19 protein-coding genes are annotated in these 22,589 nt (G+C 43.6%); 12 read left to right on the top strand and 7 right to left on the bottom strand.

The features are described 5' to 3' along the window. The first annotated feature begins 102 nt into the window (after positions 1-102). The 5 genes from metF (at position 103) to MSG37_RS08620 (ending at position 4,593) form a co-directional block, all read left to right on the top strand. Positions 103-993 carry a methylenetetrahydrofolate reductase gene (gene metF, locus MSG37_RS08640; RefSeq protein ID WP_248470187.1) on the top strand — a complete coding sequence of 297 codons (891 nt, stop codon included), beginning with the start codon at positions 103-105 and terminating at the stop codon, positions 991-993. Between the two features lie 486 nt (positions 994-1,479). Then, the gene (locus MSG37_RS08635; RefSeq protein ID WP_248470250.1) at positions 1,480-2,013 is read left to right on the top strand and encodes a c-type cytochrome; all 534 of its coding nucleotides are present in this window, start codon (positions 1,480-1,482) and stop codon (positions 2,011-2,013) included. Positions 2,014-2,056: 43 nt separating this feature from the next. Beyond that, positions 2,057-3,076 carry a c-type cytochrome gene (locus MSG37_RS08630; protein ID WP_248470249.1) on the top strand — a complete coding sequence of 340 codons (1,020 nt, stop codon included), beginning with the start codon at positions 2,057-2,059 and terminating at the stop codon, positions 3,074-3,076. A 243-nt stretch (positions 3,077-3,319) separates the two neighbouring features. Then, entirely contained in the window at positions 3,320-3,568 is a 249-nt protein-coding gene (locus tag MSG37_RS08625; RefSeq protein WP_248470185.1) for a cysteine-rich CWC family protein, read from the top strand. A 65-nt stretch (positions 3,569-3,633) separates the two neighbouring features. Further along, entirely contained in the window at positions 3,634-4,593 is a 960-nt protein-coding gene (locus tag MSG37_RS08620) for a DMT family transporter (RefSeq protein ID WP_248470184.1), read from the top strand. Positions 4,594-4,932: 339 nt separating this feature from the next. On the opposite strand, the gene MSG37_RS08615 is transcribed toward MSG37_RS08620, so the two are convergent. The 4 genes from MSG37_RS08615 to uvrA all read right to left on the bottom strand — a co-directional run bounded on the left by MSG37_RS08615 (position 4,933) and on the right by uvrA (position 11,219). Continuing rightward, on the bottom strand, positions 4,933-6,780 hold the full coding sequence (locus MSG37_RS08615; RefSeq protein ID WP_248470183.1) for a DEAD/DEAH box helicase: 1,848 nt from the start codon (positions 6,778-6,780) through the stop codon (positions 4,933-4,935). Positions 6,781-7,008: 228 nt separating this feature from the next. After that, a complete protein-coding gene (locus tag MSG37_RS08610) occupies positions 7,009-7,965 on the bottom strand; it encodes a M28 family peptidase (RefSeq protein WP_248470182.1) in 957 nt (318 codons plus the stop codon). A gap of 77 nt (positions 7,966-8,042) precedes the next feature. Beyond that, on the bottom strand, positions 8,043-8,357 hold the full coding sequence (locus tag MSG37_RS08605) for a hypothetical protein (RefSeq protein WP_248470181.1): 315 nt from the start codon (positions 8,355-8,357) through the stop codon (positions 8,043-8,045). A gap of 21 nt (positions 8,358-8,378) precedes the next feature. After that, the gene (gene uvrA, locus MSG37_RS08600; protein ID WP_248470180.1) at positions 8,379-11,219 is read right to left on the bottom strand and encodes an excinuclease ABC subunit UvrA; all 2,841 of its coding nucleotides are present in this window, start codon (positions 11,217-11,219) and stop codon (positions 8,379-8,381) included. 265 nt (positions 11,220-11,484) lie between these two features. Here uvrA and MSG37_RS08595 point away from each other — a divergent pair, with 265 nt between their 5' ends. The 6 genes from MSG37_RS08595 (at position 11,485) to MSG37_RS08570 (ending at position 16,344) form a co-directional block, all read left to right on the top strand. Then, a complete protein-coding gene (locus MSG37_RS08595) occupies positions 11,485-12,852 on the top strand; it encodes an MFS transporter (RefSeq protein WP_248470179.1) in 1,368 nt (455 codons plus the stop codon). A 32-nt stretch (positions 12,853-12,884) separates the two neighbouring features. Next, a complete protein-coding gene (gene ssb, locus MSG37_RS08590; RefSeq protein WP_248470178.1) occupies positions 12,885-13,574 on the top strand; it encodes a single-stranded DNA-binding protein in 690 nt (229 codons plus the stop codon). Between the two features lie 276 nt (positions 13,575-13,850). Next, the gene (locus MSG37_RS08585; protein ID WP_248470247.1) at positions 13,851-14,246 is read left to right on the top strand and encodes a curli production assembly/transport protein CsgE; all 396 of its coding nucleotides are present in this window, start codon (positions 13,851-13,853) and stop codon (positions 14,244-14,246) included. Positions 14,247-14,256: 10 nt separating this feature from the next. Continuing rightward, entirely contained in the window at positions 14,257-14,643 is a 387-nt protein-coding gene (locus MSG37_RS08580; protein WP_248470177.1) for a curli assembly protein CsgF, read from the top strand. A 3-nt stretch (positions 14,644-14,646) separates the two neighbouring features. Then, positions 14,647-15,408: a CsgG/HfaB family protein gene (locus MSG37_RS08575; protein WP_248470176.1), complete on the top strand. Its 762-nt coding sequence runs from the start codon at positions 14,647-14,649 to the stop codon at positions 15,406-15,408. Between the two features lie 270 nt (positions 15,409-15,678). Then, complete coding sequence (locus tag MSG37_RS08570) at positions 15,679-16,344, top strand: response regulator transcription factor (RefSeq protein ID WP_248470175.1); 666 nt, start codon at positions 15,679-15,681, stop codon at positions 16,342-16,344. 116 nt (positions 16,345-16,460) lie between these two features. Here MSG37_RS08570 and MSG37_RS08565 read toward each other — a convergent pair whose 3' ends face one another. Together MSG37_RS08565 and MSG37_RS08560 are read right to left on the bottom strand one after the other, a co-directional pair. Beyond that, positions 16,461-17,972: a curlin gene (locus MSG37_RS08565; RefSeq protein WP_248470174.1), complete on the bottom strand. Its 1,512-nt coding sequence runs from the start codon at positions 17,970-17,972 to the stop codon at positions 16,461-16,463. Between the two features lie 12 nt (positions 17,973-17,984). Further along, entirely contained in the window at positions 17,985-18,410 is a 426-nt protein-coding gene (locus MSG37_RS08560) for a curlin (protein WP_348984459.1), read from the bottom strand. Positions 18,411-18,846: 436 nt separating this feature from the next. Here MSG37_RS08560 and MSG37_RS08555 point away from each other — a divergent pair, with 436 nt between their 5' ends. Beyond that, on the top strand, positions 18,847-21,357 hold the full coding sequence (locus tag MSG37_RS08555) for a S8 family serine peptidase (RefSeq protein ID WP_248470173.1): 2,511 nt from the start codon (positions 18,847-18,849) through the stop codon (positions 21,355-21,357). Between the two features lie 58 nt (positions 21,358-21,415). Here MSG37_RS08555 and MSG37_RS08550 read toward each other — a convergent pair whose 3' ends face one another. Continuing rightward, entirely contained in the window at positions 21,416-22,366 is a 951-nt protein-coding gene (locus MSG37_RS08550; protein ID WP_248470172.1) for a hypothetical protein, read from the bottom strand. Positions 22,367-22,589 lie beyond the last annotated feature (223 nt).

Here is a 22,589-nt window from a genome sequence, read left to right as displayed (position 1 = left end):
TTTTAAGCTTGACTTCAATGTTAGTTTCTCTAGTATGTAGACATATAGACGTCCAAACGTCTAAATTAAAATAAAATCTAATGTGAAGTTGAGGAAGTAGAAATGGGTTTTCATCATGCGCAACATGCTACGTCACTAAACCAGAGCTTATCTGAGCTAAATGGTGATATTAACGTTTCTTTTGAATTTTTCCCGCCTTCAACTCCAGAGATGGAAACTTTACTTTGGAACTCCATTCGTCGATTAGAGCCACTTAATCCTAAGTTTGTTTCGGTCACCTACGGTGCAAATTCTGGCGTTCGTGATAGAACCCACAGTGTGATTGAGCGCATCCAACAAGAGACTAATCTGCTGGCTGCACCACACCTAACATTAGTTGACGCAAGTGATGAAGAGTTAAAAGAGCTAGCTAAGCATTACTGGAACAGCGGTATTCGTGACATCGTCGCGCTACGTGGTGACTTACCAGATGGCAGCCCTAAACCTACGCGTTTTGCCAATGATCTTGTCAGCTTGCTGCGCTCGGTGGCTGATTTTGATATTTCTGTTGCGGCTTACCCAGAAGTGCACCCTGATGCGAGTAACGCACAAGCGGACCTTATTCATTTGAAAAAGAAGATTGATGCGGGGGCCAACCGCGCCATTACTCAGTTCTTCTTCGATGTAGAGTCATACTTACGTTTTCGTGACCGCTGCGCGGCTGCAGGCATTGAAGCTGAAATCGTACCGGGCATTTTACCTGTAACTAACTTTAATCAAACTAAGCGCTTTGCCGCGATGACAAATGTGTCTATTCCAAGTTGGTTACACCGCCAGTTTGAGGGGCTAGAAGATGATCCGACAACCCGTCAGATGGTCGGCGCTAACGTGGCGATTGATATGGTTAAAGTACTATCACGTGAAGGCGTGAAAGACTTCCACTTCTACACTCTAAACCGTGCTGAGCTGACTTATGCGATTTGTCACACATTAGGTGTTCGTCCAAGCAAGTAAATACTTAGCTAGCCTTAACTAATTGAACCAACAGCTTTTTAAGTTGTTGGTTTTTTTATGCCTGTAATTCCTGAGGTATTGTTGGTGGGAGTATGGCTTTTCAGCGAGTTAAGCTATGTTTAAAGGAAAGATACAAACAATGTTTGAGGTTATGAAGTGCATTGATATAGAGCGTGTGTAACAGCCTATATCAACTCTATTTAATCTAACCTTGCATACACAATAGACCGGCTTTAGTGGATGCCAATATCAGTTTAACGCTAATAATTGCAAGGTTTGCTAGATAAATTAAGCTTGATCTAAAGTAAAAGGCTTCTATGTTAACCTCGCAACCCGGCCGTATATCAAGTAGTTAGTTAGCGGCTATAAAATAATAGAACGCATTTAATTAGATTAAATATTAGATTTGAAAATGGAGGTGGGACCATGTTTCGTCGAGTCATAATAGGGGCGTTATTAACGCTGAGTGGATCGTCTTTTGCCGCAATGCCGCCAGCTGCTGCGCTTTGTGGTAGTTGTCATGGGCCGCAAGGCCAAGGTGTTGAGCCATTAGGTCCAATGCTTGCTGGGCTATCATCTGATTATATCGCTAAGCAAATTACGCTTTTTCAAACCGGTAAAAGGCAAAATGCGACCATGGCACCAATGGCTATGACGCTACAAGGGCCATCAATAAAGGAAGTTGCCGATTACTTTGCGGCGCAGCCTGCCACTATTATTACTCCACACTTAAGAGGCGAGAAAGTCAGTTATACCGATCCTACTGAACGCCTTGTGTATCAAGGCGACTGGCAGCGAATTATTCCTGCTTGCGTAACATGTCATGGCCCATCAGGTCTTGGTGTCGGTGATTTCCCTCGTTTAGCTGGCCAGCAAGCGTCGTATATTAAAAACCAATTAATTGCTTGGCAACAAGGTACTAGAGGCGGTGATCAAGATGCTGTCATGGGCACTATTGCAGGCAAGTTGACCGCTGCTGAAATTGAAGCATTAGCACAGTATTTCTCGACACTAAAATAAGGAGCACGCTATGAAACTTATAAAAACCAGTCTGCTTTTTGTTATGTGTAGTTTTGCAGCTCAAGCAGAGACCTTGCCTGATAGACAGGCGGAGTTGGATGCCAGTGTAAAAAAGGCAGGCCAAGCCTATCTCCAGCCTCGCGCGTTATCAGCCATTCCCGAAGGCGAGTTTGGTGATAAAGTGCGTAAAGGTTATCAGTTATTTGTTAACTCGCAGCAGATGCGCGACAAATACGTAGGTAATAACCTCAATTGTTCAAATTGCCATATGGATGCGGGCCGCAAAGCCAATGCCGCACCACTCTGGGCTGCCTATTTTGCCTATCCAGCTTATCGTAAGAAAAATGATAAAGTTAATAGTTATGAAGAGCGGCTTCAGGGCTGCTTTACCTATTCGATGAATGGCAAACCGCCGGCGTCTGGTAGCGAAGAGCTCGTGGCTTTGTCTGCCTACTCTTATTGGCTGGGCATGAGCGGCTTAATGGACCAAGCAGGTGTTTCATCGCCCGTGCCAGCGCTTAGTGATGCTGAGCTATTAAAAGGTGGTAAGCGTGATGACTTTGCTATGCCAGCGGCTGTGAAAGCGGCGATGACGCTAGAGCAGCGTGCTAAATTGCCGGGTAAAGCGTACCCTAAAATTCCTGCACCAGAACAAGCTTACTCACCAGAGCGAGGTAAGGCTGTGTATCAAGCTCATTGCCAATCTTGCCATAATGTTGATGGACAAGGTTACGAGACCGCTGGAGTTTACTCTTTGCCTCCACTTTGGGGACCGCAGAGCTTTAACTGGGGCGCTGGTATGCATAGGGTAAACACTGCAGCATATTTCATTTATGAGAACATGCCTTTTGGTAAAAGCATTCAGTTAACTAATCAGCAAGCTTGGGATGTAGCGGCATACATCAATGCCAAAGAGCGCCCGCAAGATCCACGCTTTAAAGGTGATATTAATAAGCTGCAGCAGCAATATCATCAACATCAAGGCTATTACGGAAAAAGTGTTGCTGGTCAAACTGAACTCGGATCTAAGGCTTACAAAATTAACCCCAAAAAAGCTGAGTAAGTCATGACTTAGCTGAGGAATCTGCTGTTTAGTTTTATAAGTTAACAAAGGGGCGTAATCATGCTCCTTTGTTTTGTTTGCTACTGAAGCTAACTGGGTTGAGTTGAATGAGGCTTATTGTTAGTTTTTAGCCCACACAGCAAAGGAAATAGATTATGGATAATCAATTTAACAAGCTAGCTTTAATGCAGAGCGCTGGCTTATAGAGTTAACTTTTCAACTACGTATTACGAGAGTCAATAAGTGAAGCAACCAACAGAAAATTGCCCTTTGTGCCAACAGCTAAATGCTTGTGCGGTTACATCGGGCGGAGATATTAATGATTGCTGGTGTAATAAACAGCCATATTTGACTAAAGAGGGCCTAACAAAGGTGCTAACTGAAGAAATGTTAGCGGCACTTGATGGTAAAGCGTGTATTTGTGAGTCTTGTTTAAATTCGATAAAAGCCGAACTTGCGGTAGAGCATGCTTTATATAAGCAAGTTGATTAATTCTAGACCAAGCTTGACTGTTTAAGGCACTATGCCGATCTTCTTTTATCTGTATCGAGCACATCATGGATACGCTTACTCAGCGTGCAGAGTTCAAACTCGGATTTATCTTTATTTCAGTCGCAGTACTTTTCTGGGGGCTGCTGCCCATCGCACTTAAACTATCGGGGATGTTTATCGATCCGGTAACTTTGACTTGGTTTCGATTTTTAGTCGCGTTAGTGGTGAGTTTTGCCATCCAGTGTCTTAGTGGCAGCATTAAGCAGTTTAAAGACTTAGATAAAACGTCTTGGATTAAGTTGACCTTAGCGGGGATATTTTTAATCTTTAACTATGTGTCGTTTGTTTATTCGCTTAAGTATTTAGCGCCGGGTTCAGCTCAGCTAAACTTTCAAACAGCACCCTTCTTTTTAGCTTTCGGTGGCATGTTATTTTTTAAAGAAAAGCTTAATGCAGTACAACTTAGCTGTTTTGCAACGTTAGCATTGGGAATGTTGATGTTCTTTCATCCTTACCTAGGCTTTTCTGCTGGGCCCTCTGACGTATGGAAAGGTGTGTTGATTGTTCAATTCTCTGTTTTATCTTGGGCAAGCTACGCACTCATTCAAAAGTCGATGATTAAGCGACTGTCTCCAAATAACATATTGTTGTTCATCTACTTGTTTGGCATTTTTGCTATGGCACCATTTAGTGATTTAACTCAGTTTGCCTCTATGGACAGCAATGAATGGGCTATTGCGATATTCTGTGCGATTAACACCTTAATTGCGTATGGCTGCTTTGGTCAGTCAATGAAGTATTGGCCAACGGGACAAGTGAGCGCAATGTTGGCGTTAACGCCTGTGATTAGCTTTACGCTAACTGCAATTGTCGTCAGCTTAGGTTGGTGGAGTGACCTGATTAAAGGCGCGATTATCGACCCGTTATCCTTTAGCGGAATCGTGTTGATTATAGCCTCAGTGATCGTTGTGCAACTATCGCCTATCTGGCAAAAACGCAAAGCGTTGAAGCAAGCGACAGCTTAATATTTAGTTAATAGCTTTAGTTGCTATTAAATGAGACAAAACCACCTTAATAGGTGGTTTTTTATTGCTTAAAATCAGTTTACGCGGATAGTCGTTTTGAACGAATGCCTCACGCTAGCAACTGAGCTTTGTATTGGGACTAAGTGAAAGGTGCTTAGCTGTATGTGTGAAGCAAATTAACCTAAAGTTAGAGCCATAAGCTTGAATTCGTTATTGTGTAAATAGCACTTAAGTCATCGAAAGCAAGTAGGTAATGTTCACAAACTAGAGATACAAAAAAGGAGCCTTATGGCTCCTTTTTAGCTGTCGTTATCGAACTTGCGTTCTTAACTTAAAGACTTATTCAGCGTCTCTTGGACCTTTGCGGTGCGGCTTTCTGTCACCAGAAGGACGACGGTCGCTACGATCACCTGATGGACGGCGGTCGTTACGTGGACGACGTGGTGGACGGCTGTCGCCACCAGAAGTATTAGCAAAAGTTTCACCAGCAGCTTCGCGGATGTTTAGTGGACGACCACAAACACGTACTTTCTTAAGGTGCTGTAACACTTCTTTTGGCATGCCATCTGGCAAGTCAATTGCTGTTACTTGGTCGAATAACTGGATTTGACCAATGTAACGGCTGTCGATGTTTGCTTCGTTAGCAACTGCACCAACGATGTTACCTACGCCAACACCATTGTCACGACCTACATCGATGATGTAACGGCACATCTTAACGTCTGGATTGTCTTTTAGTGAATCAGCAGCACCTAGGTTAGCTGGTGTTGGGCGAGATTCACGACGTGGACGGTCGCTACGATCACGTGGACCACGATCATTGCGGTCACGAGAGTTACGGTCGTCACGGCTATCACGTTGACGTTCGTTCATTGCAGGTAACTGCAGTGGACGATCTTTTTGTACTTGGTGTAGCAATGCTGCTGCTAGTACGTCGGTATCAACTTCAAGTTCTTGACATAAAGTTGCTACTGCACCTTTCATGAACTCAAGATCTTGAGAAATGATTTCAGCAACTTGCTCACCTAGACGAGATAGACGACGTTCAGTCACTGTTTCTGGGCTAGGGATATCCATTGGTGAAATACGGCTCTTAGTCGCACGCTCGATAGTGCGTAGCATACGCATTTCACGATGAGTAACGAATAGAATTGCCATACCTGTACGACCAGCACGGCCAGTACGGCCAATACGGTGAACGTAAGCTTCAGTATCATAAGGGATATCAAAGTTTACTACGTGACCGATACGCTCAACGTCTAGACCACGTGCTGCAACGTCAGTTGCAATAATGATATCTAGCTTGCCGCGCTTAAGTTGGTCAACGGCACGTTCACGTGCTTGCTGGTTCATGTCACCGTGTAGTGGTGATGAAGCGTAACCGCGAGCTTCTAACTTCTCAGCTAGTTCAACACAGCTGTTACGAGTACGAACGAAGATAATGATACCTTCAGTCTTCTCAACTTCTAGAACACGTACAAGTGCTTCTAGTTTATTGTGTTGTGAAACTTGTACGAAACGCTGTTCGATTGTTTCAACAGTAGTGTGAGTCGCAGCGATGCTTACATGCTGTGGCTCATTTAGGTATTTGTTAGCAACACGCTTAATTTGCTCTGGCATAGTTGCAGAGAATAGCGCTAGTTGACGTGACTTAGGCGTGTGCTCAAGGATCCATTCGATATCATCGATGAAGCCCATTTTTAGCATTTCATCAGCTTCGTCCAGTACCATAGCTTTTAATGTATCAAGCTTAAGTGTGCCACGACGCATATGGTCCATAACACGGCCTGGAGTACCAACGATGATTTGAGGGCCACGACGCAATGCATTTAACTGCTGGTGCATGCTTTGTCCGCCGTAAATTGGCAGAACATGTAGACCTTTCATGAATTTTGCGTAGCTAGCAAATGCTTCTGCAACCTGAACTGCAAGTTCACGAGTTGGTGCTAGTACTAGAATTTGTGGTGCATTGGTAGTTGGGTCAATGCTGTTTAGTAAAGGTAGTGCGAAAGCACCAGTTTTACCTGTACCAGTTTGCGCTTGACCTAAAATATCTTTACCAGCCATTAGAGGCTCGATACTTGCTGCCTGAATAGGAGTTGGTTTTTCGTAACCTAACTCGTCAAGAGCACGCAACAAAGGCTCGGCAAGGCCGAGTTCGCGGAAAGTTTTTTCATTGGATGACATGGGTTGTAGCCTTGTGGAATAGCTGAGCACAATAGTATGTGCTTAAGTGTAATAGACAGAAAATCAACCCCGTGTCGACTTCCCGCACCGAAAACGTATCAGTAAGCCGACTAGTATAGCAGCACCTAATTGGTAATACCAATTAATCTTGAATTTTTATCGAATTACAAAGCAAATAGTAGGCCAAATAATGATTTACACATAATGAAAAGTCAGTCTTTGTTCACGTTAATGGGAATTTTGTAGCAGTAAAGTGTCTATTTTTAGCAATTGGTACGCAGATTCGCTTACTGCTGCAATAAAGTTAATATTTAGCTTTTCCTGTGTATCTGTTGGTTGGTGGTAATCCCTGTGAGTCGGAACGCCAAAGTACAGCCAAGGAATGCCAACTTTATGTAGTGGGTAATGATCAGATGCTCTTAGATAATCAATAGTAATGGCTGAGCCGTCAAAGCTTTTAGGCTGCTGAGTACGTATACATAATTGATTATCTTGTATGAGCGTTTTACGGATCTCCACAGCCGAATGAAACCTTCTAAGCCCTTCTATATAAATCGCTTTCGTTCTATTGGGTCTGCCAATCATATCTAGATTTATAGCAAGTTGTATTTGCTTAGCTTGCGGCGTTGTGGCGGTTAAAGCGAATTGTTCGGTTAACGCATAGGCGCCGTATAATCCTGGCTCTTCGGCATCTGTGGCGACAAACAGGAGGTTAACGTCATTTGTTTGCTTTATTGCGTGTTCAGCGAGTTGTAATAATCCGGCAATGCCTGACGCATTATCATCAGCACCGGGATAATAACGCTTATTGCTACCGCCTAAATGGTCGTAATGGGCAATTACCATGCGCCAGTTGTCACTATGAGAGTTGGCTGGCACGACACCAATAATATTGATACCCACTTTATTGCTAAATGAGTGGCGATAAGTAAAAGCGTGCTGGTATTGGCCTTGCCATGGCTCAAGCCCAATTAGTTGAAAGCGTTGCTGCAGAAAATCTCGGGCAAGCGCCGCGCCTTGAGAGCCGGTTTTACGGCCGGCCATGTCGCTACTGGTTAGGGTTTTGATATCGGCGGTTATAGTTGCAGTATTAGCCCAACTGAGCTCCGGCTTTTTATTGCAACTTGGGCCAGAAGCACAGCCACTCAGTGATACAAATATAATTAAGCACAGTAAACGCAACATCCATTTTCGCCTTTTTAATAACTTGCTAACTATTATGTTAGCAAGTTATCGGCTTAATGAGGCCAAAACAAGTGAACTTATATTTGGCTGAATTGCATAACGTTTTTGTTAACCTGCGGTAGGTCAATGGCTTTAACCTTGTACACTTTTACCCGCGAGAACAAGCGCCGCTTAGCACCGACTTGAATTAACGACTGCTCTTTAAGATTGCCCACTGCCACACTCGATACTGTGCCGTTTGGCAGTGCAATCGTGCTGGATTCTTTATCGCTGCTAATGACTCTAGCGCTATGAACGCTGCAACTGCCAATTAAAGGGTCGACCACGGCAGTAAGTAAAAGGCCGAGTGAAAACACTAGGCCCAAGCTTAAAAAGAGATTACCAAAATGCATTTTTTGCTTTTTAAACCTTTATTACTTAGCTAAAAGTGGCTTTAAGAAGCGTGCTGTATGGGACTCTGTATGCTCTGCAACCTCTTCTGGGGTACCCGCAACTAAAATAGTGCCGCCACCAGATCCACCTTCAGGACCTAGATCGATAATCCAGTCTGCGGTTTTAATCACATCAAGGTTATGCTCAATAACAACGATTGTGTTGCCGTGAGACTTGAGGCGGTGCAGTACATCCAATAGCAATTGAATATCTGCAAAGTGCAGACCGGTTGTCGGTTCATCAAGAATATACAGTGTTTTGCCGGTATCACGCTTAGACAGCTCTTTGGCAAGTTTAACTCGCTGCGCTTCACCGCCTGATAGCGTAGTTGCACTTTGACCTAAACGAATATACGACAAGCCGACATCCATCAAGGTTTGCAGCTTACGTGCAACAGCTGGAATCGCTTCAAAGAACGGACGCGCTTCTTCAACTGTCATCTGCAGCACTTCGTGAATGTTCTTACCTTTAAAGCGTACATCTAAGGTTTCACGGTTATAACGCTGGCCTTTACAGCTATCACATGGCACATACACATCCGGTAAGAAGTGCATTTCTACCTTGATTAAACCATCGCCTTGGCAAGCCTCACAGCGACCACCTTTGACGTTAAACGAGAAACGACCCGGCTGATAACCGCGAGTTCGCGACTCTTGTGTTGCAGCAAATAGCTCACGGATTGGGGTGAAAATGCCAGTATAGGTAGCTGGATTTGAGCGTGGAGTGCGGCCAATTGGGCTCTGGTCGATATCGACCACTTTATCGCAGTGATCCATACCAACAACTTTCTTATAAGGTGCTGGCTCATCAACAGTCGCGCCGTTAAGTTGCATGTGAGCAATTTTGTAGAAAGTGTCGTTAATAAGCGTTGATTTACCTGAGCCAGACACACCTGTGATACAGGTGAATAAGCCAACAGGAACTTGCAAATCAACATCTTGGAGGTTGTTACCCGATGCGCCAAATAGCTCGATAAGCTTAGTTGGGTCAAATTCAGTACGTTCAGTCTTGATGTGAATTTGCTTTTCGCCAGATAGGTACTGACCTGTGATGGACTCTTTGCAGTTAAGTAGGTCTTGCAGTGTACCTTCACCAATCACTTGACCACCGTGCACACCGGCACCTGGGCCGATATCAATCACGTGATCAGCCATACGAATCGCATCTTCATCGTGCTCAACCACAATCACAGTGTTACCGAGATCGCGCAGATGAATAAGGGTTTGTAGCAAGCGCTCGTTATCACGTTGATGCAAACCAATTGATGGTTCGTCTAACACGTACATTACGCCCACAAGGCCGGCACCAATTTGGCTGGCAAGACGAATTCGCTGGGCTTCACCGCCTGACAATGTGTCAGCAGAGCGTGAAAGGCTTAAATAATTTAAGCCAACGTTCACTAAGAAACCTAAGCGATCGCGCACCTCTTTAAGGATTTTTTCGGCAATTTGCGCGCGTTGGCCTGTTAGCTCAAGTTTGTCAAAGTAGTCCATGGCTTCGCCAATAGACCACTGAGTCAAAACTGGAAGATTCAGATCTTCAATAAACACGTTACGAGCTTCTTCACGCAGACGTGAGCCGCCACAGCTTTGGCAAGACTGAGTATTAATAAACTTGGTGAGCTCATCACGGACCGCATTTGATTCGGTTTCGCGGTAACGGCGGTCCATGTTGTTTAAAATCCCCTCGAATGGATGATTTCTAACAACTACATCGCCGCGATCATTGATATATTTAAAGGCGATGCTTTGATTGCCTGAGCCGTAAAGTACAATTTTACGTACTTCATCGCTTAGTTGCTCGAACGGCTTTTCAATATCAAATTTGTAGTGCTCGGCAAGCGAGGTCAGCATTTGGAAGTAATAGAAATTACGTCTGTCCCAGCCGCGAATTGCGCCGCCTGCTAATGAAAGCTCGGTGTTAGTGATCACGCGCTCAGGGTCAAAAAACTGCTGTACGCCTAGACCATCACAGGTTTGGCAAGCACCCGCTGGGTTGTTAAACGAGAATATGCGTGGCTCAAGTTCTGCCATTGAGTAGCCGCAAACAGGGCAAGCGAAGTTAGCTGAGAACACATGCTCTTCAGGCTTATTTTTGCCTTCAGCAGGATCCATGCTAGCAATCTTGGCGATACCGCCAGAAAGCTCTAGCGCTGTTTCAAATGATTCGGCTAAACGTTGCTTGATATCACCACGTACTTTAAAGCGGTCAACCACCACTTCAATGGTATGTTTTACGTGCAGGTCTAGCTCTGGCGGATCGGTTAAGTCGCAGACTTCCCCATCGATACGGGCGCGGATATAACCTTGTGCCGATAAGCTTTCAAGTAGCTTAACGTGCTCGCCTTTGCGGTTATTAACTACTGGAGCGAGCAGCATTTGACGACTGTCTTCTGGTAGCTCAAGCACCTTGTCGACCATCTGGCTGACGGTTTGTGCGGCTAATGGCTCACCATGAGTTGGGCAACGTGGCTCACCAACGCGAGCAAACAGCAGACGTAAATAATCGTAGATTTCGGTAATAGTACCCACGGTTGAGCGCGGGTTATGAGATGTTGATTTTTGTTCGATAGAAATTGCCGGGCTCAAACCTTCAATATGGTCAACATCAGGCTTTTCCATCAAGCTTAAAAATTGACGCGCATAAGCAGATAAAGACTCGACATAGCGTCGTTGCCCTTCTGCATATAACGTATCAAACGCTAGAGAAGATTTACCTGAACCCGAAAGTCCTGTGATCACGATAAGTTTGTCGCGAGGAATGGTCAGGTTGATGTTTTTAAGATTGTGGGTACGAGCACCACGTACTTCAATATTTTCCATCTAGCGTTCAGATCTCAAAGCCGAAAAAAGTGGTTAAGTATCTCACAAATTTGCCTCAGGAAATAGACAGAACTGGCTATCAATTGTAGGTGACAAAATAGATTTTTCCATGGTGAAGCCCCTAAGCCCTTTGATATGGCTGCTTTGAGAACCAAGAACTTAAAACATGGCTTGACTATACATCTTTAGTTTTTACTTTTGGGCTATGAAAAACTTCGTGATAAACTCCGCGACCTAATTAAGGTTGACTGATCAGGGCGGGGGCATGGCCAACAACGGACTTTCTAAGACTGAGAAAAAAGTCGCGTTTTCTTTAGCCAGTGTATTTGGATTGCGCATGATGGGCTTGTTTATGATCATGCCTGTTTTTGCTCTTTATGGGCAACACCTTGAGGGATTCTCGCCTTTATGGGTGGGTATTGCGATTGGCGCATATGGTTTAACGCAAGCGGTTTTGCAGATCCCTATGGGGATTTTATCTGACAAATTTGGCCGCAAACCTATCATCTTAGCCGGATTATTAATCTTTGCATTAGGTAGCTTAGTAGCCGCCAATGCTGAAACCATTTATGGCGTCGTTGCCGGTCGAGCCTTGCAAGGTATGGGCGCGATTGCCGCTGCCGTATTAGCACTTGCTGCAGACTTAACCCGCGATGAACAGCGCACCAAAGTGATGGCGATTATCGGTATGTGTATCGGATTCTCGTTTGCACTCTCCTTACTAGTGGGCCCAATTGTAGCGCAGCACCTTGGATTATCCGGGCTGTTCTTTATGACTGCTGGCCTTGCTTTGCTTGGTATGATTATTGTGCAAGCCTTAGTGCCTAATCCTATTTCACAAGCACCTAAGGGCGACACGGTCGCCGCGCCAGAAAAGCTCAAGCGCATGTTGCTCGACCCACAATTATTTAGACTTGATGCCGGTATCTTTATTTTGCATCTGGTATTAACAGCTGTGTTTGTGGCTTTACCGCTCGATTTAGTTGATGCGGGACTTGCCAAAGAAGAGCACTGGATGCTGTATTTTCCAGCCTTTATGGGCGCGTTCTTTTTAATGGTACCGCTGATTATTATTGGGGTTAAGCGCAATAATACCAAAGGCATGTTCCAAGTTGCCCTGTTGATTATGATGGCAGCTCTTGGCTCAATGGCGATGTTTGCCGATAACTTAGTGGTATTGAGTATTGCGGTGGTGCTGTTCTTTACTGGCTTTAATTATCTTGAAGCATCATTGCCAAGCTTAATTGCAAAGTTTTGCCCGGTTGGCGATAAAGGCTCGGCAATGGGCGTTTATTCGACTAGTCAATTTTTAGGTGCATTTTGTGGTGGTTTACTAGGCGGTGGTGCCTATGAATTACTAGGTGCATCTGGGGTGTTTTCTGTTGCATTAGGCTTGATGGTTATTTGGTTTTTATTGACCTTCGGTATGAAAAATCCAGTGCTACTCAAGAGTTACACATTAGAGGCTAACGTAACTGATAAACAGAGTGCAGTGACCATGGCGACTGAGTTGTCGGCACTTACCGGTGTGTCAGAGGCGATAGTGGTACTCGAAGAAAAAGTGGCTTATTTAAAAGTAGATGACCATTTCGATTTGAGAGAAGCCAGAGCTGTGTTACGCTCTGTCGATTAGTAAAAATTTAATATACGTTCCAGGAGATTTCAATGGCTAGTCGTGGTGTCAATAAAGTAATTTTGGTCGGTAATTTAGGGCAAGATCCTGAAGTACGTTACATGCCAAATGGCAATGCCGTAGCCAACATTACCGTGGCGACAAGTGAGTCTTGGAAAGACCAACAAGGTCAACAGCAAGAGCGTACTGAATGGCACCGTGTTGTGATGTTCGGCAAACTAGCTGAAATCACTGGTGAGTATTTACGTAAAGGCTCTCAAGTTTACCTTGAAGGCAAGCTACAGACTCGTAAGTGGAAAGACCAAAGCGGTCAAGATCGTTACAGCACTGAAGTGGTTGTCGATCAAGGTGGTAGCATGCAAATGCTAGGTAGCCGTAACCAAAATGCGGGTGCTCCATCTCAAGGTGGCAACCAGAACTATGGCGGCCAGCAACAGCAGCAAGGTGGCTACGGTTCACAGCAGCCTCAACAGCAAGGCGGTTACGGTTCACAGCAGCCTCAACAGCAAAACAGCTACCAGCCGAAGCCACAAGCTCCAGCTCAGCAAAGTGGTTACCAACAGCAACCACAACAGCAACAAGCACCTCAACAAGGTGGTTATGCACCTAAGCCACAATCTGCACCAGCTCCGCAGCAAGCGCCACAGCAGCGTCCAGCTCCGCAGCCACAGCAGATCACTCCAGATTTGGATGATGGCTGGGATGACGATATCCCGTTTTAAATGATATAAATACTTAAATGTTAACTTGAACATTGAAAGCCCAGCGAGTAGCTGGGCTTTTTTATGGCTGTAATTCGTAAAATATAATCTTACCCAAAAGTACTACGCCTTTTTTCTACGTTTGTTCGCTTTGCTGTAAACAGGTCAAAGCAAGCGTCAAAAGCAATTCAATTACTGCTAGTGTAGAAAACCGATAAATGGTTGGGCTTAGCCATGCCAATTGTAAGCGGTTTATCTAAACATAGGTTCTTATTAAATGCAGAGGTTGTATTTGCGATGCGGGTAAAGCTTTCAATTTTTTTGCTGATTTTTTGCTGTTCATTACCTACGTGGGCGCAGGACAGCGATATTGAGATCAGTGGCCTAGTAATTGATAGAACCTTAACGCGCTTTGGTAAGGACTTTAGTTTTTACTATTCAAGTTACTGGCGAGATCTGCCGTTTACACAGGGCTTTAATGTCACTCTATATGAAACCGTTTTCCCTCAAGCTGGAACTTTGCTTAGTTTGGAAGTTAACGGCGTCACGATTTATAAAACTCACTTTGGGCGCAGAGCTAGCCCGATAAAAGAAAGAGCAGAACAAGCTATATTACTCACCATAGATCATCTTGCTCGAGTTAGAGCAAATGCCATTACAGGAGAGTTAGCTGATAGTTCAGACGGATATTAGGATAACTAAAATGAATAACAGGATGTTAATTTTAGCCGCTGTATTCTTGGCTAATTCAGTACAGGCTACAGAGCTAGTTTATACGCCAATCAATCCCAGTTTTGGCGGCTCGGCGCTTAATGGGTCTTATTTGCTAAATAAGGCGAATGCACAAAATGATCATACCGCCAAAACGACGGAAGAGGATTTTGTTTCTCGTTTTAAAGAGTCGCTTGAGCGCAACATTATGAATACGATTACCCGTGGTGTCGCTAGCGGTGAAATCACTGACGGAACATATGACACCGGGGACTTCCGTATTGAAGTGGCCTCTATTGGTGGTGGAGTGATGCTTACTATCACTAATTTAATCACTGGTGAAGTCACAGTGATTGAAATGCCAACATACGGAGGGTAAAACATGAAACGTTTAACTACTTTTATGGTTGCACTTGGTTTGTGTGGTTGCAGTCTTATTCCTAAGCCTGAGCTAAATATTACAGAAGCTAAACTCAACCCAACTAGCGAAACGATGCAGGCGCTAATGGCTAAACCTGGTCCTAAGTATCCTATTCCTGTCGCTGTTTACTCTTTTAGAGATCAAACCGGGCAATATAAGCCGCAGCAAAATGTTAGCTCTTTCTCTACTGCAGTAACCCAAGGGGCCACATCTATGTTGGTGCAAACGCTGCTTGACTCTAAGTGGTTTACGCCAGTAGAAAGGGAGGGCTTACAGAACCTGCTGACTGAGCGAAAAATAACAAAAAAGCAGCCTGAGAAATCTAAGAAAGAAGAAGTGCCCCAGCTAACCAATGCCCGTTTGTTATTAGAGGGTGGCATTATTAGTTACGAGACAAACATTAGTACGGGCGGTGCTGGCGTAGAGTATTACGGCATAGGTGCTTCGGAGATGTATCGTGAAGATCAAGTGACCATTTACTTGCGCGCTGTAGATGTACATACGGGCAAAGTTATGATGTCAGTTTCAACCACTAAGCGCGTATTCTCTCAAGAAATGCGTGCCGGCTTAATCCGCTTTACTAGCCTTAATCGACTTGCTGAAGCAGAGGTTGGATTTACTACCAATGAGCCGGTGCAGTTTTGCGTATTACAAGCCATTGAGCTCGCTGTTGCCGAATTGGTAGATAAAGGCGTTGCTATGGGGTACTGGGCGCCAGCTTAAATACCACAAGTCATAGCTCTATGTTGGAGAGGCCCTGCAAGGGCCTTTTCTTGGTTATCTTTTATTTAGTATTCAATATTCAGTCCTTTCTACCGCGTACTTTTTTATTTACGGATAATTTGGTTGTTAAAGCAGCTTTTTGTAGCTATTCACTTCGCAATGTTATATTAATGTTAAGCGCTTATTGCCGCAGCGGAGTAGTGCAGAAGAGCAAAGGATTACCTTACTCTTTAACATTTGCGGCTCAGTCAGATTCATGGAGAGAATTCAATGAGTAAAATTGATGAGTTAGTGTTTATTCATCAGGTTGCATCACCTTGTCATTTGGCTATTTTAGCCGAGTCAATTGGCTTAAAAACTCGAGTGATAAAAAAGCCTTCAGATTTAGTTTTGGCAAAGGAATGCAATCGTTTTTTTCTAGTCGCTCAAAAAGGAACTGCATTAGATAGTAAAGGGATCCCGTTGGTTGCTGCTAGATTAGTTTCCCAATATCCAATTGCGCTATACCAAGTTGAGCGCGATACCTTGGATCCTAAGGCCGCAATGTTGCTTGGCATTAAAGGTCTATTGTATGCCGATCAGGGGATGGATTTACTATTGACGGGTTTGCGTAAAATGGTTGCTAATGAGCTTTGGTACGACAGGGTTTTGCTTAGCGAAATGTTTAATCATTTGGTCAAGCGTCTTGATAATGGTGGAGAGTCATTACAAGACACAGTTGTTATGCTACAAATGCTAACCGATCGCGAAAGAACCATTATCCAACTTGTTTCAAGTGGTGCGCGTAATAAAGAGATTGCTCATCAACTTTGTATCAGTGAGCATACAGTCAAAGCGCATATATCTTCTATTTTCAGAAAGACGCAATCACGTAATCGAGTTGAGTTATTACGTTGGGCACAAACTTACCAAAGCCAATTCGAGCTGTGCTCTTAGTGAGTTATTTTGCGATTTAGATTATTGATTTAGATTATTGATTTAGTTTATGTATTTAACATATAAAGAAAGGGAGCTAGTGCTCCCTTTTTTGATTGTTACTTATATCTTAGCTTCTAGTTTTGCATCACTGTAGCAGTGTTGAAATCACCAGTTTGAGAAACGTTAATTACGTTGCCTGAACCAGTTTGTGAACCCATAACTAGGTTGTCGTTACCTGTTTGTGCGATATTCAGGCTGTTATCAACTCCGCTAACTTCAAAAGAATCGATACTTTCACCGCCAACCCAGTTACCGTTACCTGTTTGTGCGATTGTTGCAATATTCTCATCGCCAATAATGATTAGGTCGATAAGGTTCAGATCACCTTCTTGGGTCATTTCAACTTCAGTATTATCAAAACCATCAACCGAAACTAAGGCTTCGTTTGCATTGCCATCTTGCTCAATATCAACATCGTTACCAAAACCTTCCACATCAGCGTATCCGAAGTTTTCATTACCTTCTTGCGCTATTTCGATACCGTTATCATCAAGTTCTGTGAAAGCGACGGCTTGGTTATCATCACCATCAGACATGATTGAAACATCATTATCGTTACCATATTGACCGATAGTGGCAAAGTTACCTGTTCCTTCTTGATCTAGCATTAAGCTATTTTCGTTACCAAAAACTTGGAACTCAGCACCATTGTTATCGCCATCTTGTTCGATGCGAATCATGTTGTCGCTACCCTGAATTTCAGCAATTAATGTATCGCCAATAGTGTTAGACATACCATCTTGTTCTATTTCGATATCGTTATCATCGCCAGTTGCCAGTGCTAGGAACGCTGTATTGCTAGTACCTACTTGATCGATTTCAATCTCATTATCAGAGCCGGTCAGCTCATAGACAAAACCTGTGTTGCTATCACCTTCTTGCGAGACGATAAAGTTGTTGTTGTCACCTTCAACACCTTTTACAGCACCAAGGTTATCATTACCTTCTTGATACACCTCAACGTCATTATTGTTACCAACATTAGGTGTAACCTCTAATGACACAAAACCTGCGACGTTATTATCACCAAACTGGGTAATATCACCGTCATTGCCATCGCCCTCAACACGGAACGTGGCAAAGTTATCGTTACCGTCTTGCTCTATGTAACTTGTATTTTCGTCACCGATTAACTCGACTACTGCGCCGTTTTGCTCACCTAGTTGAGCAACGGTCGCTTCGTTGCCATCGCCTGTGATATCGATATCTGTTTCACTGAAAAAGCCGCCTTGCTCTACAGTAGCTGAATTGCTGTTACCTGTTACGTCAGCAGCTGCAATATGCCAATCTTCAGTTTGGTTGATATCAATCGCATTATCTTCGCCTGTTGAATCAACATAAGCTTCGTGCCATACGCCGTTTTGAGTAACGTTTGCTTCTTGTGCATCACCCGTTTGATCAACTGCAGCTATGTTTAGATCACCTGTTTGGCTTACCGTAGCATCCTGGCCAAAAACAGCGCCTGATGCAGCTGTTGTTTGAGTAATTTCTGCAGTGTTAGCTGAATCCGCTAATGCAGCGCTGCTCATACCTAAACTTGCTGTGATGGCTAACGCAATCATAGTTTTAGTTGTTTGCGATCTCATTTGACGCTCCCTTTAATATTGAGTAATTGTGATTGCGGCACCATCTGCAATCTGTTCAATTGAAAAACTGGCACTCCCCAGCTGATTAATTTGTACTAAATTGTCATTGCCAATCTGGGTGATAGAGGCTTGATTATCATTACCAGATTGTAAGAGTTCGACTTCGTTATCTTGACCAAACTGCAAAATTTCAGCCTGATTATTAGTACCGACCTGTAATAAGTCAGCGATATTATCTTCACCAAGCTGGCTAAGCGTTGCTTGGTTAAGCACACCAGACTGTGCAAGGTTAATAACGTTGTCTCGGCCTGAACTCTCGAGAAGTGTTTGTAGTGTTATGGGCAGCTCGTAGGCCACTAGCTTAGATTCATCGCCAAGACATGAGGCTGAATAAAGCGTGAGGGCAAAGATGACTCCAATTGTTTTAAAAACGGACACTTAACGCTCCTTTTCTTTCAATTACAAAGTGAAGCTAGCTTCATTTTGCGGTTTGCTGGTGAACGCTAATAAAAGGCCGTTCGCCAGATCTGCAACTCAAGTTACCTTGCTGCTTTTTTGCCGCAATCAGAAAAAGGTCTACTTATTCGGGGCGCTTTTTTGTTTAGTGAAATAATCCGATTTTTAGCTAACCATATGCTGAAATTGGTTTTTTTATCTTTTATTGAACTAATTAAAGGTTTTTTCTAATTCCATGGGATTAGTAGTTTAGTGCTAAATGAATTACGCCTACTTTTAAATGAACAGTCACTATGGCAACAATCCTTACGGTTAAAAAGCTCGCGGCGCACAGACCTATTTCACTGGCAAGCTTGCTGCTAATGGAGATGTTTAATGCGCCAAATTGGGGATACTTAAAGGATTAAAGGGACCTGTTATGTTGAAAAAATTAACACCGTTAGCAGTCGCTATCGCAGGAGTAATTGCGGTTTCGTCTGTACCTGCACAAGCTAAGTCTGTTGTGCAACCTGAATATATTAAAGACTCACTTATCGTTGTTTATAAAGACAATGCCACTAAGGCTGAACGTGAATCAGCACAGCGTTTAGTGCGTGGGTCAATGCGAGATCTCGACGCCAATGGTGTTGATGATCGTTTTGCCAATTTGCTTGATGGTAAGTTAGCTCGGTTAACTTTAAGATCTGGCTCTGATGTGGGGCAAGCAATTAAGATTATTAGCCGCCACCCTGCGGTTAAATACGCTGAACCAAACTATGTTATTAAGGCTATCGGTACACCAGATGATCCTGACTTTGTGTCGTTATGGGGACTAAATAATACTGGCCAAGACGGTGGTACTGCTGATGCTGATATTGATGCTGTTGAAGCGTGGGACATTACAACGGGTGATAGCTCTGTCGTAATTGGTGTAATTGATACTGGTGTTGATTATAACCACCCAGATTTGCAAGCCAATATGTGGACTAACCCTAATGAGATCCCTGGCAACGGTATTGATGATGATGCTAACGGCGTAATTGATGATATCCATGGTTTCAATGCTAATAATAATAGCGGTGACCCAATGGACGACAACGGCCATGGTACTCATGTTGCTGGTACAATCGGTGCTTCAGGTAATAACGGTGTCGGTGTGGTTGGCGTTAACTGGGATGTCAGCATTGTTGGTTGTCAATTCCTAAATGCTAGCGGTTCAGGTTCAACTGAAGGCGCAATTGCTTGTATTGACTATATGACAGACTTAAAGGTGAATCATGGTGTTGATATTAAAGCGACCAACAACTCTTGGGGCGGCGGTGGATTTAGCCAAGCGTTAAAAGATGCTATTGAGTCTGGCGGTGATGCAGGGATCTTATTTGTTGCAGCAGCAGGTAACGGCGCTTATGACAATGACGCTAGTGCTAGTTACCCTGCAAGTTACGACTCTGACGCGGTGATGGCGATTGCCAGTACCGATCGCAATGATGCAATGTCTGGCTTTTCTCAGTGGGGTTTAACCAGTGTTGATATGGGCGCACCAGGCTCGGCAATTTTATCAACGACTCCAGGTAATACTTATTCAACTTTCTCTGGTACTTCTATGGCAACACCGCATGTTGCCGGCGCAGCTGCATTGGTATGGTCTATTAATCCAGATCTTTCACCAACGGAAATGAAACAGCTATTGATGGACTCTGGTGATGTGAACGCGGATCTAACGGGTAAGACTGTTGCAGGCTCTCGCCTTAATGTGGCTAACGCTCTTGATCTGGCCGATCCAGATCCTGGATATCGCTTTACTGTGACTCCAGCGTCGCAAACTGTAGAAGCGGGAAGTTCGGTCAGTTTCGACTATAGTGTTGGCAGTGTCGCAGGTTGGGATGGCACTGTTGCATTGTCGGTTGCAGTATCACCGGCACTAGCAGGTGTAACTTTATCAAGCAATAGCGTAATGGCTGGTGATTCGTTTACTGTTAATGTAGCAACTGATGCTGCGGCTGCATGGGGTGACTACACCATTACAGTAACAGGTGATGATGGTTCAACAGTTAAGGATAAAGCTGTTTCGTTGAGCGTGTTACCACAAGGGTTACAGGACTTTACTTACACTAACACCGACTCAGTGGCTATTCCTGATAACGCTCCAGGTATTGTGAGTACTATTGATGTTGCTGATGATGTTCAAGTATTTGGTGTTAATGCCAATGTTGATATTTCACATACTTGGATTGGTGATTTAGCTGTAACACTGACTTCACCAGCGGGTACTGAAGTGGTATTGCATAACCGTGAAGGTGGCAGTGCAGATGATATTGTTAAGAGCTGGGACTTAAGCGCATTTAATGGCGAAGTTGCAACAGGTACTTGGAGTTTATCTGTTGATGACAATGTTGGTGCAGATACAGGCACATTGAATAGTTGGGGATTAGTCATTTCTGGCGTGGGTGAAGCAGCGCCAGCAGCGCCAATTGCTGATTTTAGCTATGCAGTTGATGGTTTGAACGTAGCCTTTACTAACTTAAGTAGTGATGTGAATGATGACATCGTTAGCTACAGCTGGGATCTCGGTGATGGCAGTGTATCAACAGATATGAGCCCATCACATGTTTATGCAGTAGCAGGAACTTACACTGTTTCTATGCTAGTAACAGATGCTGACGGAAACACTGATACAGCAACAATGGATGTTGAAGTGTTTGAGCACAATATTACTGCAGCAGTTGCACGTACTAAACTGTCGCGTCGCGGAAGCGCATTAGTTGACTTAACTTGGGATGGCGCTGCTGGCGATGATGTTGTTATCTATCGTGACGGCAATGCAATTGCTACAACAAGTAATGATGGTCGTTACCGTGACCGTTTCACAGATGCACCAGCATCAGTAGAATATAAGATCTGCGAAGCCACAAGCAGTCTTTGTTCTGACGTGATAACAGCTTCTTTCTAGAAGTTCGTTGATTGCGTTTAAAGCGGCCATTTGGCCGCTTTTTTATTGGGGTTAGCGCTTACTCACTGACTTTTGTCGACTCTTCAAACTCATAATCACTGAGCTTCTCATTGTGACTAATATCAACCGCAGTTATAGGATTACCGGTTGCCCATAGCTTACGCAATTTTGGGTTGTGGCTAACATCGAGTTTGCTGATTTTATTATCAGTGATGTACAGCTTACTTAATTTAGGGCTATGGCTTACATCTAATTGAGTTAGCTGGTTATACATAAGCCCTAAACTTGAGATTTGGTTATTTACAGGCAACTTAAGTTCATTAAGTTTGTTTGAACCTAAATCAATTTGTACTAGGGCTTTGTTGGCGCTGAAATCCATTGATGTGAATTGGTTTTCTTTGGCTGAAAAGTAACGTAATGCCGGTACTTTACTGAGATCAAGTGCAGTCAGTTGATTACCCACAATGGCAAGATCGGTCAGTAAAGGTGTGTGACTAAGATCCAGCGAGCTTAGCTGGTTAAATGATACGTTTAGCTCTTCTAATTTCGGTGTGTGGCTTAAATCAATCTCAGCCAATTTAGCAGACATGACTGCTAACTCTTTCAATTTAGAGTTGTGGCTAAGATCAATTTTGCTAATTAACTTAGCATCTAGGCTTAAAGCTTCTAGTTGAGGAGTATGGCTTAAATCGATTGCGCTTAGTTGATTTGAGCTAATTGAAAGGTCTTTTAGCTTAGGGTTATGGCTTAAATCAATCGCACTTATCTGTGGTCCTGCCAAGGTTACCGTTTCTAGTGCTGGAAAGAATTTCAAATCACTAACACTCTGCATCGGTAAATGGCGACAATTTAACTTCTTAGTTTGGCTTGGATCCGTGACGCGATGAACTTCTACGCACTTTTTAAAATTAGCATCTGCAAAAACAAGTCCCTCTACTGAGTTGGCTGCTTGAGCCTGAGCTAAAGGCACTAGCCCCACTAATACGGCTATAATCGTTTTATTATTCATAATGTTGAGTGTCTGATTTGAATGTAGGCGCGCATCTTATCTTGTTAAGTTGTTCGTTTTCAAGTCACTATATTTAATAAGGTTTTCATCTAATTTAGCTATCTTTAACTGAGTTGTTAACAACAGTTTGACTAAGTGTAGGGCTCACTCTTGAAGAGGGATTTGAATAAATGCGCTCTTTTTGGACATAGATAAAAAATTTCATCAATTTCAATAATTTCTT

The sequence above is a fragment of the Shewanella sp. 1CM18E genome (assembly GCF_023161665.1).
In the GTDB taxonomy this organism is placed as follows: domain Bacteria; phylum Pseudomonadota; class Gammaproteobacteria; order Enterobacterales; family Shewanellaceae; genus Shewanella.
The sequence above is the reverse complement of the archived record's forward strand: the minus strand, read 5'-3'. Positions and strand labels throughout refer to the sequence as shown.